Annotated in this window: 17 protein-coding genes; 8 read left to right on the top strand and 9 right to left on the bottom strand. The window is 67.3% G+C overall.

What is annotated here, in order from left to right; all coding sequences use genetic code 11:
• The first annotated feature begins 22 nt into the window (after window positions 1-22).
• The 4 genes from EU805_RS02915 (at window position 23) to EU805_RS02900 (ending at window position 2,663) form a co-directional block, all read left to right on the top strand.
• Entirely contained in the window at window positions 23-226 is a 204-nt protein-coding gene (locus EU805_RS02915) for a twin transmembrane helix small protein (protein ID WP_129762436.1), read from the top strand.
• Between the two features lie 3 nt (window positions 227-229).
• A complete protein-coding gene (locus EU805_RS02910; protein WP_129762435.1) occupies window positions 230-802 on the top strand; it encodes a cob(I)yrinic acid a,c-diamide adenosyltransferase in 573 nt (190 codons plus the stop codon).
• A 176-nt stretch (window positions 803-978) separates the two neighbouring features.
• The gene (locus EU805_RS02905; RefSeq protein WP_129762434.1) at window positions 979-1,737 is read left to right on the top strand and encodes an electron transfer flavoprotein subunit beta/FixA family protein; all 759 of its coding nucleotides are present in this window, start codon (window positions 979-981) and stop codon (window positions 1,735-1,737) included.
• Complete coding sequence (locus tag EU805_RS02900) at window positions 1,737-2,663, top strand: electron transfer flavoprotein subunit alpha/FixB family protein (RefSeq protein ID WP_129762433.1); 927 nt, start codon at window positions 1,737-1,739, stop codon at window positions 2,661-2,663. Before EU805_RS02905 ends, EU805_RS02900 begins: the two co-directional genes overlap by 1 nt.
• 94 nt (window positions 2,664-2,757) lie before the next feature.
• On the opposite strand, the gene EU805_RS02895 is transcribed toward EU805_RS02900, so the two are convergent.
• Window positions 2,758-3,606 carry a DUF6473 family protein gene (locus EU805_RS02895; protein WP_129762432.1) on the bottom strand — a complete coding sequence of 283 codons (849 nt, stop codon included), beginning with the start codon at window positions 3,604-3,606 and terminating at the stop codon, window positions 2,758-2,760.
• Between the two features lie 131 nt (window positions 3,607-3,737).
• On the opposite strand from EU805_RS02895, the gene EU805_RS02890 reads away from it, so the two are divergent.
• Window positions 3,738-4,613 carry a 3-hydroxybutyryl-CoA dehydrogenase gene (locus EU805_RS02890; RefSeq protein WP_129762723.1) on the top strand — a complete coding sequence of 292 codons (876 nt, stop codon included), beginning with the start codon at window positions 3,738-3,740 and terminating at the stop codon, window positions 4,611-4,613.
• Here the strand turns inward: EU805_RS02890 and EU805_RS02885 are convergent.
• The 7 genes from EU805_RS02885 to EU805_RS02855 are packed head-to-tail and all read right to left on the bottom strand — an operon-like array spanning window position 4,610 to window position 9,905.
• On the bottom strand, window positions 4,610-5,476 hold the full coding sequence (locus EU805_RS02885) for a lysophospholipid acyltransferase family protein (protein WP_129762431.1): 867 nt from the start codon (window positions 5,474-5,476) through the stop codon (window positions 4,610-4,612). The genes EU805_RS02890 and EU805_RS02885 overlap by 4 nt on opposite strands.
• Complete coding sequence (locus tag EU805_RS02880; RefSeq protein ID WP_129762430.1) at window positions 5,469-5,738, bottom strand: HPr family phosphocarrier protein; 270 nt, start codon at window positions 5,736-5,738, stop codon at window positions 5,469-5,471. Before EU805_RS02880 ends, EU805_RS02885 begins: the two co-directional genes overlap by 8 nt.
• Before the next feature lie 2 nt (window positions 5,739-5,740).
• Entirely contained in the window at window positions 5,741-6,133 is a 393-nt protein-coding gene (locus EU805_RS02875) for a PTS sugar transporter subunit IIA (RefSeq protein WP_129762429.1), read from the bottom strand.
• On the bottom strand, window positions 6,130-7,050 hold the full coding sequence (rapZ, locus tag EU805_RS02870; protein WP_129762428.1) for an RNase adapter RapZ: 921 nt from the start codon (window positions 7,048-7,050) through the stop codon (window positions 6,130-6,132). The genes EU805_RS02875 and rapZ overlap by 4 nt, the downstream gene beginning before the upstream one ends.
• On the bottom strand, window positions 7,043-7,465 hold the full coding sequence (locus tag EU805_RS02865; RefSeq protein WP_129762427.1) for an HPr kinase/phosphorylase: 423 nt from the start codon (window positions 7,463-7,465) through the stop codon (window positions 7,043-7,045). The genes rapZ and EU805_RS02865 overlap by 8 nt, the downstream gene beginning before the upstream one ends.
• Window positions 7,466-7,486: 21 nt before the next feature.
• Window positions 7,487-9,199, bottom strand: coding sequence for a sensor histidine kinase (locus EU805_RS02860; protein WP_129762426.1), 1,713 nt, complete (start codon window positions 9,197-9,199; stop codon window positions 7,487-7,489).
• Window positions 9,200-9,203: 4 nt separating this feature from the next.
• On the bottom strand, window positions 9,204-9,905 hold the full coding sequence (locus EU805_RS02855; RefSeq protein ID WP_129762425.1) for a response regulator transcription factor: 702 nt from the start codon (window positions 9,903-9,905) through the stop codon (window positions 9,204-9,206).
• Between the two features lie 282 nt (window positions 9,906-10,187).
• Between EU805_RS02855 and EU805_RS02850 the strand changes: the two genes are divergently transcribed.
• Both EU805_RS02850 and EU805_RS02845 read left to right on the top strand, forming a co-directional pair.
• On the top strand, window positions 10,188-11,786 hold the full coding sequence (locus tag EU805_RS02850) for a phosphoenolpyruvate carboxykinase (RefSeq protein ID WP_129762424.1): 1,599 nt from the start codon (window positions 10,188-10,190) through the stop codon (window positions 11,784-11,786).
• 35 nt (window positions 11,787-11,821) lie between these two features.
• The gene (locus EU805_RS02845; RefSeq protein WP_129762423.1) at window positions 11,822-12,352 is read left to right on the top strand and encodes a DUF3859 domain-containing protein; all 531 of its coding nucleotides are present in this window, start codon (window positions 11,822-11,824) and stop codon (window positions 12,350-12,352) included.
• A gap of 24 nt (window positions 12,353-12,376) precedes the next feature.
• Here the strand turns inward: EU805_RS02845 and EU805_RS02840 are convergent, their stop codons facing one another.
• Window positions 12,377-13,147, bottom strand: coding sequence for a sulfite exporter TauE/SafE family protein (locus tag EU805_RS02840; protein ID WP_129762422.1), 771 nt, complete (start codon window positions 13,145-13,147; stop codon window positions 12,377-12,379).
• 147 nt (window positions 13,148-13,294) lie between these two features.
• Between EU805_RS02840 and EU805_RS02835 the strand changes: the two genes are divergently transcribed.
• Complete coding sequence (locus EU805_RS02835) at window positions 13,295-14,980, top strand: acyl-CoA dehydrogenase family protein (RefSeq protein ID WP_129762421.1); 1,686 nt, start codon at window positions 13,295-13,297, stop codon at window positions 14,978-14,980.
• The last annotated feature ends 187 nt before the right edge of the window (window positions 14,981-15,167 follow it).

Below are 15,167 nucleotides of genomic sequence, written 5' to 3'. Positions count from 1 at the left end.
AGTCGAACCAGCAGGACACGCCATGATCAACGACCCGCTCTTCATCCTCGCCGCCCTCGCCTGCCTGATCGTGCTGGGCGTGCTCATTCTCGGCATCGGCAGCTTCGGCAAGGGGGGCGACTTCAACCGCCGCAACGCCAACAAGATCATGCGCTGGCGCATCGGCCTGCAATTCGTGGCCGTCCTGCTCATCCTTCTGTTCGTTTTCCTGCGCGGAGGCTCCTGACCCATGGTCGTGCTCAACAAGATCTACACCAAAACCGGCGACACCGGCGAAACGGCACTCGGCAACGGCGCGCGCGTGAAGAAATACGCCGACCGGGTGAATGCCTACGGCACCGTGGACGAGGTCAACGCGACCGTGGGCCTCGCCCGCCTGCACGCGACAGGCGACGCCGCCGACCAGCTTGCCCGGATCCAGAACGACCTCTTCGACCTCGGCGCGGACCTGTGCCGCCCCGACATGGCGAAAGACGCGGAGGCAGAGTATCCGCCCCTGCGCATGACCGACGCCCAGGTGACCCGGCTCGAGACGGAGATCGACGCGATGACGCAGGCGGTCGAGCCCTTGCGCAGCTTCGTCTTGCCCGGTGGATCGGCGCTCGCCGCCCATCTGCATCTCAGCCGCACCGTCACCCGCCGGGCCGAGCGGCTTTGCGTGGAACTCGCCGCCGCCGAAGACGTGAACCCCGCCGCGGTCAAGTATCTCAACCGGCTGTCCGACTGGTTCTTCCAGGCCAGCCGCATCGCCAACGACGACGGCCGGGCGGACGTGCTCTGGGTCCCCGGCGCGAATCGCTAGGGCGTCATCTGGCCGGATGACCTCGGGGGGCCGCGTGGCGGCGGGGGCCTCGGCCCCCTCTTCGCCCCGGGAAACGTGACGTAGCCGGGGCGGACCACGTCGAATTTGCACTGTTGCGACGGTCGGGCGGTTGCTATGCCTGCGCCCAAGCAACGAAACCAAGGGAGATTTGCGCGATGAAGGTACTGGTGCCGGTCAAACGCGTCATCGATTACAACGTGAAGGTCCGTGTGAAGGCGGACGGATCGGGTGTCGATCTGGCCAACGTGAAAATGTCGATGAACCCCTTCGACGAGATCGCCGTCGAAGAGGCGATCCGCCTGCGCGAAGCGGGCAAGGTCGAGGAAGTCGTCGCCGTCTCCATCGGCGTCAAGCAATGCCAGGAAACCCTGCGCACCGCGCTCGCCATGGGCGCCGACCGCGCGATCCTCGTCGTGGCCGCCGATGACGTGCACACCGACATCGAACCGCTCGCCGTCGCCAAGATCCTCAAGGCCATCGTCGACGAGGAAAAGCCCGACCTCGTGATCTGCGGCAAGCAGGCGATCGACAACGACATGAACGCCACCGGCCAGATGCTGGCGGCCCTGCTGGGCTGGTCCCAGGCGACCTTCGCCTCCGAAGTGGGGATCGAGGGCGAGCACGCCACGGTCACCCGCGAAGTGGACGGCGGCCTGCAGACGATCAAGGTCAAGATGCCCACGATCGTCACCGTCGACCTGCGCCTGAACGAGCCGCGTTACGCCTCGCTGCCCAACATCATGAAGGCGAAGAAGAAGCCGCTCGATGAAAAGACGCCCGCCGACTACGGCGTCGACGTCAGCCCGCGCCTGAGCATCGTGAAGACCTCCGAGCCGGAGCAGCGGTCGGCCGGGATCATGGTCGGCTCGGTGGACGAGCTGGTCGAGAAACTCAAGGAAAAGGGAGTCGCGTGATGGCCGTATTGTTGATTGGTGAAGTGACCGACGGCGCGCTGTCGGTCGACGCGACCGGCAAGGCCGTCGCCGCCGTGAAATCGTTGGGCGACGTGACCGTGCTCTGCGCCGGCGCCTCCGCCGCCGAAGCCGCGGCCGAGGCCGCCAAGATCGACGGCGTCTCGAAAGTGCTCTGCGCCGAGGACGAGGCCCTGGGTCATCGCCTGGCCGAACCCACCGCCGACCTGATCGTGAAGCTCGCGGGGGATTACAGCCACATCGCGGCCCCCGGCACCACGGACGCCAAGAACGTGATGCCCCGCGTCGCGGCCCTGCTCGACAGCCAGATCCTGTCGGAGGTCACCGCCATCGTGGACGCCGACACCTTCGAACGCCCGATCTACGCAGGCAACGCGATCCAGACGGTCAAGTCGTCGGACGCGACCAAGGTCATGACGATCCGGACCGCCGCCTTCGACGCGGCGGAGATGACCGGCTCGGCTGACGTCGAGAATATCGACGCCGCCGGAAACCCCGGCCTGTCGGAATGGATCGAGGACAAGGTCGCCGAATCCGACCGCCCCGACCTCACCAGCGCCGGCACCGTCGTCTCGGGCGGGCGCGGCATCGGCTCCGAAGAGGACTTCGCGATGATCGAGCGTCTGGCCGACAAGCTGGGCGCCGCCGTCGGCGCCAGCCGCGCGGCGGTCGATTCGGGCTACGCGCCCAACGACTGGCAGGTGGGCCAGACCGGCAAGGTCGTCGCCCCCGAGCTTTACGTCGCCATCGGCATCTCCGGCGCGATCCAGCACCTCGCCGGCATGAAGGACAGCAAGATCATCGTCGCGATCAACAAGGACGAGGAAGCGCCGATCTTCCAGGTCGCCGACTACGGCCTTGTCGCGGACCTCTTCGAAGCGGTCCCGGAACTGACCGAGAAGCTGTAACGGCGCCCGTGCGCCCGTTCATTCACGCCTTGCCTCGGGGCCGTCGCATCACCGCGGCGGCCCTTTTGGTGTCGCATGGCGCGGGGCGGGGGCGTCAGGCCGCGACATCCGCGACCCGGCGCAGACGCTCGGCCAGGTGATCGGCGGCTTCGACGTGACAGGCGGGGCCCAGCATCTCCTCCGCCGCCGCGCGCTGCAGTTGCGTGAAGGTCATGCCCCGGGTGCCGGCGGCGATGGCCATGCGCGAGGGTTGCAGATCGACCACCTCGCGGACCAACGGGCGCAGCGTGTCGACCATCGACGCCGTCACGAAGAGCGGATTGGCATGAAGTCCCGCGGGCCGGTCCTGCCAAGGCGTATCGTCCAGATCCTCCATCGTGAACCAGGCCAGCACGACGGGCGACTGGATCGCGGCGATCAGCGTCTTCATCCGCGCAAGCCAGGCCTCGCGCAGTTCCGAGACGACGATGTCGAACCGATCCGGGTCGGTCTCGTGCAGCGCCGTCAGCATGTGGCGCGTGAAGGTGAACTCCGAGAAATCGACGTCCGGATAGATCGCGTCCAGCACGGTCGAGGTGCGCAGGAAACGATCATTGCGCCGTGGGTGCACCGTGTAGAATCGGTTCGACAGAAAGTTCGCCCCCATGACCTGCAACACCGTGCAGCTGGCCTGCGAGAACAGGCGCGTCAGCGTGGGGTCGTTGACATAGGCGTCGATCCCGCCGTTCACCGCGGCGAAATTGGCGCAGGTCTCTCCGATGCGGTCCTCGACCAGTGCCGGCAGCGGGGATTCGATGAACCGGCCATAGAATTCGCTGCTTCCCGCGAAGGCGACATAGGGTTTGTCCAGCTGCCTTCGGGGTCCGCGACAGATCAGCCGGGACACGCCGTAGCGGCAGGTCGTGGCGCCATCGCCCGAGGTGTTGCCGGAAAGATCCATCATCGTGCGCCCCTTTCACCCGTTCTTGACCCGGGCATCCTTGTCGAAAGCCCTTTCGATTTCGCTAAGCCCCGCGGTCTTGTAGGTCCGCGTCCGAACCCTCATTGTGGCGGGGCAAACAGCAGGTGGCAGTGATGACAATCGAGCGGATCGGAATCGTGGGCGCAGGCCAGATGGGCAACGGGATCGCGCATGTCTGCGCCGTCGCGGGCTACGACGTGCTGCTCAACGACGTGAACCAGGAGGCGCTCGACCGCGCCATCGCGCTCATCGACCGCAACCTGACGCGCCAGGTCGGCCGAGAGATGATCTCGGAGGACGACAAGGCCGCCGCGATGAAACGGATCACCCCGGTCACCACCCTGTCGAAGCTGGGCGACACCGACCTCGTGATCGAGGCCGCGACCGAGCGGGAGACGATCAAGCAGGCGATCTTCGAAGACCTCGTGCCGCACCTCAAGCCGCGGACGATCCTGACCTCGAACACCTCCTCCATCTCGATCACGCGGCTCGCCAGCCGCACCGACCGACCCGAGCGGTTCATGGGCTTCCACTTCATGAACCCCGTCCCGGTCATGCAGCTGGTGGAGCTGATTCGCGGCATCGCCACGGACGAGGAAACCTTCACCGCCTGCCAGGGCGTGGTGGAGCAACTGGGCAAGACCGCCACCGCGTCCGAGGATTTCCCCGCCTTCATCGTGAACCGCATCCTGATGCCGATGATCAACGAGGCGATCTACACGCTCTACGAAGGCGTCGGATCGGTGCACTCCATCGACACCTCGCTCAAGCTCGGCGCGAACCATCCCATGGGCCCGCTGGAGCTTGCGGATTTCATCGGGCTGGACACCTGTCTTGCGATCATGAACGTCCTGCACGACGGGCTGGCGGACACCAAGTATCGCCCCTGCCCGCTTCTGACGAAATATGTCGAGGCCGGCTGGCTGGGCCGCAAGTCCAAGCGCGGCTTCTACGACTACCGCGGGGACACGCCGGTCCCGACCCGCTAGCCGCGGCCCAGGTCCAGCGTCCGCTGCCGCAGCCAGGCCATCAGGCGTCGCGGCTGGGCCAGGCGGTCTTCCAGCGCGTCGAAGGGGATCGCCTCGCCGATGATCGGGGACATGACCGAATTGCGGGTTCGCGCGACTTCGTGCAGCAGCAGGCTTTGCCGCAGCAGCGGGGAAATCCGGTTCGCGATCATGTAGGCCCTGGAATTCGCGCCGGGAAAGAAGCAGGGCACGACCGTGGCGCGCGACATGCGGATCATCTTGGCGGTGAAGACGTTCCACTCCGCCTCGACCGCCGGGCCGAAGGCCGTGTCCGAGGCGGCCACCACGCCCGAGGGGAACAACGCCACCACCCCGCCCGCGTGCAGTTGCGCCATCGCCGCGCGGCGCATCTCCAGCATGCGGACCTGCGTATCCGACTGGTCGCGGAACGGCACCGGGATCATGTAGCGCGAGGCTTCGGCATCCAGCGAGGCCAGCAGCGACCGCACGAGGATCTTGTAGTCCGGCCGGCGGCGCCCGATGAGTTCGGCCAGCACCATGCCGTCGACCATCCCGTGCGGATGGTTCGCGACCAGCACCACCGGACCGGTGCGGGGAATGCGGGCGATCTGCGCGGGCGGCGTGGCCACGGTGATGCCCTGCACGTCCAGCGTGGCGGTCCAGAACCCCTGCCCCGTCTGCCGCCCGCCGCGCTCGTAGGCGCGCACCAGGCGCAGGATCTTCGCCTTGCCCGTCATCCACTCGACCGAGCGGATGAAGGCCTGACGGCCCGGACTCTCGAACGAGGTGGCATAGCTCAGGGCGCGCCGGTCATAGACCCGACCGACCGCCGCGCGCCGCTCTTCGGTCAGGACATCAGTCACCTTCGCCGAACTTGTCGTTGACCAAATCGGTGATCGCCGCGCACAGCTTGTCGGCCTCGGGCCCGTGGGTCTCGACCTCGATCCAGCTGCCGATGGTGGCGGCCAGCATGAGAAGCCCCATGATGCTGTCGCCGCCCGCGCGCATGCCGTCCTTCGACACCACCGCGGTGGCGTCGTGATCTTCGACGACCTCGACCAGCCGGGCCGAGGCGCGCGCGTGCAAGCCCTTGATGTTCTGGATTTCGAGCCGGGTGCTTGCCATGGTTACTTCGGTCCAACCGTATGCGAATTGATGTAGCGATGTGCCGCGTCGATGGCCGCGCTTACCGCGTCGGGCACGGATTTGCGACGCGATTTCGCAAGTTTGATCAGCATCGGCAGGTTGGCCCCGTAAAGGATCTGGCGGTTCTCGACGCTGCAGGCCCGCAGCGACAGGTTCGAAGGCGAGCCGCCGAACATGTCCGTCACGATCACCACGCCGTCGCCGCTGTCCACCGCGTCGGCGGCGGCGCAGATCTCCTGCTGCTTTTCGGCACGGTTGTCCTCGGCCTCGATCGTGACGGCCCGCATCCCGTCCTGCGCCCCCACGACGTGTTCGACCGCCGACAGGTACTCGCGCGCCAGACTGCCGTGTGCGACGATCACAATTCCGATCAAACTGCCGGTCCCCGTTCTGCAGCCGGTTCCACGCTCACCCGGCGCTCCAACTCCCGGTGTCGAATAGACACGGGCCAGCCGTCCTGCACAAGGGAGGCACCCAGCCTTTCGGCCAGTGCGACCGACCGGTGTTGCCCCCCGGTGCAGCCGAAGCCGATCGCCAGATGCGCACGGCCTTCGTCCTTGTGCGCGGGCAGCACCAGGTCCAGCAGGCCGCGGACCTGCTCGAAGAAGGGCTGCGCGCGCGGATCCTCGGCGACGTAGGCGGCGACGCCCGCGTCGCGCCCGTCGAGGGGGCGCAGCTCCGGATCCCAGTGCGGATTGCGCAGGAAACGGCAGTCCAGGACCATGTCCAGCCCCCGCGGCAGGCCGCGCTTGTAGGAAAACGACTGCACCGAAACCCCCAGCAACCGGCCCCCACCGGGGGCGAACAGGGCGTCGAGTTCGCGGCGCAGGTCATGGGGCGACATCTCGGTCGTGTCCAGCAGCACGTCCGCCCGCGCCCGGATCGGCTGCAGCAGGGCCTTCTCCGCCTCGATCCCCACCAGCGGCGGACCCGCCGGGGCGAGCGGATGATGCCGCCGCGTTTCGGAGTAGCGGCGATCCAGCACCGCGTCCTCCGCGTCGAGGTAGAGCACCTGTGCTTGGTCCCCCAGCTCCTCGGTCAGCCGGTCGATGGCGGAGATCAGGGCGTCCGTGGAAAAGTCGCGGTTGCGCACATCCAGCCCCAGCGCCAGGGGCGTCGACATGCCGCGGCCCAGCAGGGGCGGCAGCAACGACAGCGGCAGGTTGTCGATCACCTCGAAGCCCAGATCCTCCAGCGCGTTGATCGCCGTCGACCGCCCGGCGCCCGAGGGGCCGGTGATCAGCACGGTCTCGATCCGGCGTTCGCCGGTCCGCGTGGGGGAATCAGGCATGGCGTCCGGCCCGCATGAGTTGCATCAGCGCACCAGCGGACTCTAGGCCCCCGGGACAGCGATGCAAAGGCAGATCACATCCCAGTATCGTGACCTGTCGGTGCGGCGGCAGCCGTGCCCCGGCGGGGCCGAGGTCGACCACATGCGACAGCGGCACGGGCGGGGCGGGCGTCGCGCGCAACAGGCCCAGGCCACGCGCCTCGATCAGGCCACGCCCCGCGGGCGGGCATCCGGCGATCACCCGATCGCCCTGTCGTGACAGAAGCACCATGTCATCCGCGACCAGCACCGCGCCCAGCGCCATCAGGTGCAGCGCCGTCGCCGACTTCCCCGCCCCCGACGGCCCACGCAGCAGCAGCCCCCGCCCGTCCACCGCGATGCAGCTCGCCTGCAGCGTGAGGGGATCGTCCGTCATGGGGGCGGGGTGCCGCGCACCTCAGACCGGCAGACCGACGACGAAGCGCGCGCCCAGCGGCTCCGAGGTCACGTCCGCGCGCGAGGGGCGGATGTTCTCGGCCCAGATCACGCCGCCGTGGGCTTCTACGATCTGCTTGCTGATCGCAAGGCCGAGGCCCGAGTTGTTGCCGAACTGCCCCGCGGGCCGTTCCGAGTAGAAGCGCGTGAAGATCTTCTTCAACGCCCCCTCGGGAATGCCGGGACCGGTGTCCTCGACCACCACCAGGATCCGGTTCTCGCGCCGCCGCGCCCAGACCCGGATCGCGTCGCCGTCCTCGCAGAACGAGATCGCGTTGGTGATGAGGTTCACGAAGACCTGCGCAAGCCGCCCCTCGAGCCCCTGGACGATCAGCGCCTCGTCGGGCAGGTCGGTGCTGTAATCGACGCCCTTCTCGGCCGCCTGGGCGGCCAGGAAGTCGTTGAGATTGCCAAGCATCTTAAGCAGATCGAAGGGCTCTTCCTCTTCCTTCACCAGCTCCGAATCAAGCCGCGAGGCGCTGGCGATATCCGTCACCAGCCGGTCGAGGCGGTTCACGTCGTGCTCGATCACCTTGAGCAGGGTCTCGCGCTGGTCCTCGCGCCGGGCGACCCGCATCGTGCCCACGGCGGAGCGCAGCGAGGCCAGCGGATTCTTCAGCTCGTGCGCCACGTCGGCCGCGAATTGCTCGTTGCCCTCGATCCGCTCGTAAAGCGCCTGCACCATGCCGCGCAGCGCGCCAGAAAGCCGCCCGATCTCGTCGGGGCGGGCGGTCAAGTCGGGAATGCGCACACGCACGGGGGACATCTTGCGGGCGTTCTTGTCGCGCCCCAGCTCCGCCGCGGCGGCGAGGTCCGCGAGCGGGTTGGCGATGGTGGAGGCAAGGGCGAGGCTCAGCGCCACGCTGACCACGACGCTGACCACGAACAGCCGCAGCACCTGCTCGCGCTCGCGGCTGACCAGCGCGTCGAGCTCTCCCGCGGCGCTGGACATCGACACCACCCCCACGGGCCGCCCGTTCTGCTCGATCGCGGTCGCGACCACGAAGGTCGTGCCGGCGGGCGTGTTCAGCGTGCGCACGTCCGCCCCGTTGGCCATGACGTTCGTGATCTCCTCAGGGGTCAGGAAGACGGGCTGCGGCCCCTGGGGCTCGTTCGGGGCCACGAGGGACTCGAACGCCCCCCAGGTCCGCGAGAGCGCGTCGATGATCGCCGTTCCGCTGTCCGAGACCGCCCTGGGCGGCGCCCCGGTCGCCTGGCCCACGATCTGCCCTTCGGGACTGTAGATCGTCACGTCGACGCCACCGCGCAGGTCCATGCCGCGCAGGGTGCGGTCGATGTCGATCCCGTCGCCGCTGACGAGGTTGACCGGGGCGGTGGCGGGCATCCGTGCCTCCAGCACGTTGGCCACCAGCTCCACTTCGTTCACCAGCCCGTTGGCGCGCTGGTAGGCCAGGTTGTCCCGGGACGGGTTCAGGTAGAGCACCCCCGCCACCAGCATGATCATCGCCAGCAGGTTGAAGGTGATGATCTTGCGCGCGATCGGCGAGTTGCGCAGCGTCAGGAACCGCCGCGCCTTGCGGCGGTCGTTCAGCTCCCGCTCCGCCTGCGACTGCGGCGAAACCCAGTCGTCGCCCAGCACCAGCTTGGGCTGGCGGGCGGCGGCGCGCACGGAATTGAGGTTGCGCACATCGACGGGCCCGGCCGCATCCGCCATCGGATCAGTCTTCGTTATAGCGGTAACCGATTCCGTAGAGCGTCTCGATCGCCGAGAAGTCCTCGTCGGCGGTGCGCATCTTCTTGCGCAAACGCTTAATGTGGCTGTCGATGGTGCGGTCGTCGACGTAGACTTGGTCGTCGTAGGCCACGTCCATCAGCTGGTCGCGCGACTTCACGAACCCGGGCCGCTGGGCCAGCGCCTGCAACAGCAGGAACTCGGTGACCGTCAGCGACACGTCGCGGCCCTTCCAGGTCACCGCATGGCGCAGCGGATCCATCGTCAGCTCGCCCCGGGTCATGACCTTGGTCTCTTCGGTGTCGGCCTCGATCTCTCCGCCGATGGCGTCCTGGCGGCGCAGCAGCGCGCGGATCCGCTCGACCAGCAGGCGCTGGCTGAAGGGTTTCTTGACGTAGTCGTCCGCGCCCATGCGCAGGCCCAGGACCTCGTCGATCTCGTCGTCCTTGGAGGTGAGGAAGATCACAGGCATGGCCGACTTCTGGCGCAGCCGCTGCAACAGGTCCATGCCGTCCATGCGGGGCATCTTGATGTCCAGCACGGCCATGTCGGGCATCTTGCGGTTGAAGGCGTCCAGCGCGGACTGCCCGTCGTTGTAGGTGTCGACCTCGAAGCCCTCGGCCTCCAGCGTCATGGAGACGGAAGTCAGGATGTTTCTGTCGTCGTCGACCAAGGCGATCTTTGACATTGGGTTAGTCCCCTACTGCTCGTTGTTGTAATGCCTGAATTTTTTCGGGAATCCTTCGGCGGTTTGCCGAAACGAATCAACCCTGCCAGACGAAACGATTAGCAATTGTGTCTTATTTGCGCAGCCAATGTGCAACAAATCGTTAACCTCACCGGGCGACGTGGCTGGTTGCGTTAACATCGCTCCGGTGGCGCTAAACCCCGATCCTTGGGCTTCTGCGGATCGCATGATTGGTGTTACGTCCGACCTTGCCAGTCACGGCCCGCTGAAAGGAGCGCTCTTATGGACCACGGTACGGTCAACCCCGCGATGAGACTTGAGGATCAAGGCATCGAAGGTCTGGCCCGGGTCTATTACAACCTGTCCGAGGCCGAGCTTCACGACGCGGCCGTGGCAAACGGTGAAGGTCGGACCGGTAAGGGCGGGACGTTCCTCGTCAGCACCGGCAAGCACACGGGCCGGTCGCCCAAGGACAAGTTCGTCGTGCGCACCCCGGACGTCGAGGATACGATCTGGTGGGACAACAACCCGCCGATGGAGCCTGCGAAATTCGACCAGCTCCACGCCGACATGCTCGCCCATCTGAACGGCGGCACTGCCTACGTCAGCGACCTTTACGGGGGTGCCGATCCTGCGCATCGGCTGGACGTGCGGGTCATCACCGAACTGGCCTGGCACGGGCTCTTCATCCGTCACCTGCTGCGCCGCCCCGAGGCAAGCGAACTGGCCGGGTTCACGCCGGAGTTCACGGTGCTGAACTGTCCCAGCTTCAAGGCCGACCCCGCGCGTCACGGCTGCCGCAGCGACACGGTGATCGCGCTGAACTTCAGCAAGAAGCTGATCCTGATCGGCGGCACGGAATACGCGGGCGAGAACAAGAAATCCGTCTTCACCCTGCTGAATTACCTGCTGCCCGAGAAGGGCATCATGCCGATGCACTGCTCGGCCAACCACGCGACCGGCAACCCCGTCGACACGGCCGTCTTCTTCGGCCTCTCCGGCACGGGCAAGACGACGCTCTCCGCCGACCCTTCCCGCACGCTGATCGGTGACGACGAGCACGGCTGGTCCGACCGCGGCGTCTTCAACTTCGAAGGCGGCTGCTACGCCAAGACCATCGGCCTCGATCCCGCGGCAGAGCCCGAGATCTACGCCACCTGCGAGATGCCGCACACCGTGATCGAGAACATGGTCTTCGACCCCGACACGCTCGAGCTCGATTTCGAGGACGACAGCCTGACCGCCAACATGCGCTGCGCCTACCCGCTGCCCTATATCCCAAACGCCTCGGAGACCGGGCTGGGCGGGCACCCCAAGAACATCATCATGCTGACCTGCGACGCCTTCGGGGTCCTGCCGCCGATCAGCCGCCTGACACCGGCGCAGGCGATGTATCACTTCCTGTCGGGCTTCACCTCCAAGGTGGCGGGCACCGAGCGTGGCGTGACCGAGCCGGAGCCCACGTTCTCCACCTGTTTCGGCGCGCCCTTCATGCCGCGCCGGCCGGAAATCTACGGCAACCTGCTGCGGTCCAAGATCGCAAGCCACGGGGCGACCTGCTGGCTGGTGAACACCGGCTGGACCGGCGGCGCCTATGGCACCGGCACCCGGATGCCGATCAAGGCGACCCGCGCGCTCCTGTCGGCGGCGCTGGACGGCAGCCTCGAGGACAGCAATTTCCGCAAGGACCCCAACTTCGGCTTCGACGTGCCCGTCGCGGTGGCGGGCGTCGACGACACGTTGCTCGACCCCCGCAAGACCTGGGAGGACGGCGCGGCCTACGACGCCCAGGCCGAGAAGCTGGTGCAGATGTTCTCCGAGAATTTCGCCAAGTACGTGCCCTACATCGACGACGACGTGAAGGCCGCCGCCATCGGCTGATGCGCGGACCTTCGGCCTGTGCTAAGGGTCGGACCATGCGCCTGACCCTTTCGCTTCTGCTGCTTCTCGCCACCCCGCTTGCCGCGCAAGCGCCCGACACGGTCTCCGACCGGCTGTCGTCCTTCGAGACCGGCGTGATCTGCCCGCCCCCTTCGGTCGGAGAGGCCCCGGCCCCCGGCACCGTCGCCGGCACCACCCACCTGATCGAGGAGGAACCGCCCTTCGTCTCGAACGCCAGCCGCGTGCCGGCCGTGCTGGGTCTGGGGTTCGGCGCGAAGGCGCAGGCGCGCGGCCTGGGCCTTGCCGACGTCGAGATAGAGGTGACGCATCCCCCGATGGGGCCGGACGGGGCCACGCGGCAAAGTTTCCGCTCGCGCATCGACGCCTTCGCGCCCTCGCTCACCTTCTACCAGTTCGATTTCGCATACGAGCTTGTGCAGGGCCTCTGGCAGATCGAGGCGACGAAGGACGGGGAAACGCTCTACCGCAAGACCTTCGAGGTGGTCGCCCCCGACCAAATGCCGGAACTGGCCCGGATCTGCGGGTTCGAGAACCTGCTGTCCTGAGCCCCGCGCGCCGCCGCGGGCGGCCTAGCCCATCACCCCGCGCCGTATCAGGTTCGCCCCCGCCACGATCAGCACCAGCAGCGTGATCTTGCGAAAGAGATCCTGATCGAACCGGTCGCCCAACCGGAACCCCACGGCCATGCCCAAAAGCGCCGGCACGACCAGCAGGACCGAAAACGGCAGCGTCGCCGCGTTGAGCACGCCCGACTGCAGATGCCCCAGCAGCAGCATCACCGATCCCGCGCCGTAGATCACGCCCTGCACCGCCATCTGTTTCGCCCGCGGCGTCTCCAGCGCCAGAAGGTAGAGGACCGTCGGCGGCCCCCATGTCCCGGCCAGCCCGCCCAATGTTCCCGCGACCGTTCCCGCCCCCCACTCGAAGGTCCGCCGCCAGCGCGGCGAGATGCGGGGCCGCCAGCCCAGAAGCTGGATCGCGCAAAGCGCCACCACCGGCACGCCCAGCACCACGAACATCACGTCCGTCGGGATCAGGACCAGGAACTGCGCCGCCACCAGGATCATCACGCAGACGATCCCGACATAGCGCCAATGCTCCGCCAGCGCCGCCCGCGCGGGGCCAAGGCCCGCGTGCAGCACCTGCCAGCCGTTGCTCAGCACGATGGGCACGACGATGCCCGCGATGACCAGTTGCGGCTCGATCGCGATCCCCATGCCCGAAATCATCACGAGCGGCATGCCGAATCCCACCGCCCCCTTCACGAAGCCGCTCACCAGCGTGACGAGGCAGGCGAACAGGATCAATCCGGGCGGCAAGAGGTCGGTCAACAGGTCCATGCGCGGACCTTGGCCCAGCGCAGGCACCGCGACCAGCGAATTCCGTGACGACACTTTCGGTCTATAATCAGTTTTAATGCGCATTATTATTGCGCTGCACCTGCAAAGCGGATATCCCTGCACCCGCACAACACGTGGAGCCTGACGATGCCGCATGACGGAGCCTCCTTCGATCCCGCCGCGGATCCGGTCCTCGCCGATCTGACCGCCGTTACCGCCGCGGCCCTCGAGGCCGTCGATGCACTGCTTGCGCGCGCGAAGGGCAGCGTGGCCGCCCTGGTGCACGACGGCGACCGCGTCTCCTCCCGCCTGGTGGAGGCGCATCAGACCGCCGCCCACGGCCTCGCCTGGCTCGCCACCTACGCGCAGGCGCTGCACCGAATGCAGGACTGGGCCCTGCGCCTCTCTGACGCGGGCACCTTCGGCGAGGTCGAGCAGCTTATCCACCAGATCGCCTTCGGCGAATACCTCGCCCAGATCGACGGCGGCATCCAGATGAACCAGGGCGAGGTCGTGCGCCTCTCCGACCTTGGCCTCTCCCCACAGGACCGCACCGATTTCACGACCGACGCCGTGCGGACGCTGCAGGCCCATGGCAACACGCAGGCCGCCCGCAGCCGCCTCGCGGCGCTCATGCAGGATCACGCCGCCGAGCTGACCGTGGGCCGCTCCGGCCTCGACGAAGAGCTCGAGATGATCCGCGACCAGTTCCGCCGCTTCTCCCGCGAGCGGGTCGAGCCCCACGCCCACGGTTGGCACCTCAACGACGAGCTGATCCCGATGGAGATCATCGAGGAGATGGCCGAGATGGGCGTCTTCGGCCTCACGATCCCCGAAGTGCACGGCGGCTTCGGCCTGTCGAAATCCGCCATGTGCGTCGTCTCCGAAGAACTCTCCCGCGGCTACATCGGCGTGGGCAGTCTCGGCACCCGGTCCGAGATCGCGGCCGAGCTGATTCTCTGCGGAGGCACCCCCGCGCAGAAGGAAAAGTGGCTCCCCCGTCTCGCCAGCGGAGAGACCTTGCCCACGGCCGTCTTTACCGAACCCAACACCGGCTCCGACCTCGGCTCCCTGCGGACCCGCGCCGTGAAGGACGGCGACACCTGGACGATCACCGGCAACAAGACCTGGATCACCCACGCCGCGCGCACCCACGTGATGACCGTGCTGGCCCGCACCGAGCCCGAGACGACCGACTACCGCAGCCTGTCGATGTTCCTCGCCGAAAAGACCCCCGGCACCGACGCGGCCCCCTTCCCCGACCCCGGCCTCACCGGCGGCGAGATCGAGGTCCTCGGCTATCGCGGCATGAAGGAATACGAACTGGCCTTCGACGGCTTCGAGGTCGCGGACGAGAATCTCCTCGGCGGCGAGACCGGCAAAGGCTTCAAGCAACTCATGCAGACCTTCGAGTCCGCCCGCATCCAGACCGCCGCCCGCGCCGTGGGCGTCGCGCAATCCGCGCTCGACGAGGGGATGCGCTACGCCCAGGACCGCAAGCAGTTCGGCGCGGCGCTCATCGACTTCCCCCGCGTCTCGGGCAAGCTCGCGATGATGGCGGTCGAGATCATGGTCGCCCGCCAGCTCACCTACTTCTCGGCCCACGAAAAGGACGCCGACCGCCGCTGCGACCTGGAGGCCGGCATGGCCAAGCTTCACGCCGCCCGCGTCGCCTGGGCCTGCGCCGACAACGCCCTGCAGATCCACGGCGGTAACGGCTTCGCGCTGGAATACAAGATCAGCCGCATCCTCTGCGACGCCCGCATCCTGAACATCTTCGAGGGCGCCGCCGAAATCCAGGCCCAGGTCATTGCACGGCGGCTGCTGTCGTAGAGATTCGCGAAAAACGCTCCAGTGGAGCGTTTTTGGTAAAGGCGACGCGCAGAGATTCAGGCCCAGGTCATCGCGAGACGACTGCTGCAAGCGTAACGCGCGAAACCGTCCAGTGGACGGTTTCGGACCGGCGGCGCGAGAGTTCAGCACGGCGGGTTCCAAACCTGGTGCCCGCCCAAATGTCACG

The organism is Salipiger sp. IMCC34102, assembly GCF_004145405.1.
In the GTDB taxonomy this organism is placed as follows: domain Bacteria; phylum Pseudomonadota; class Alphaproteobacteria; order Rhodobacterales; family Rhodobacteraceae; genus Loktanella.
The sequence above is the reverse complement of the archived record's forward strand: the minus strand, read 5'-3'. Positions and strand labels throughout refer to the sequence as shown.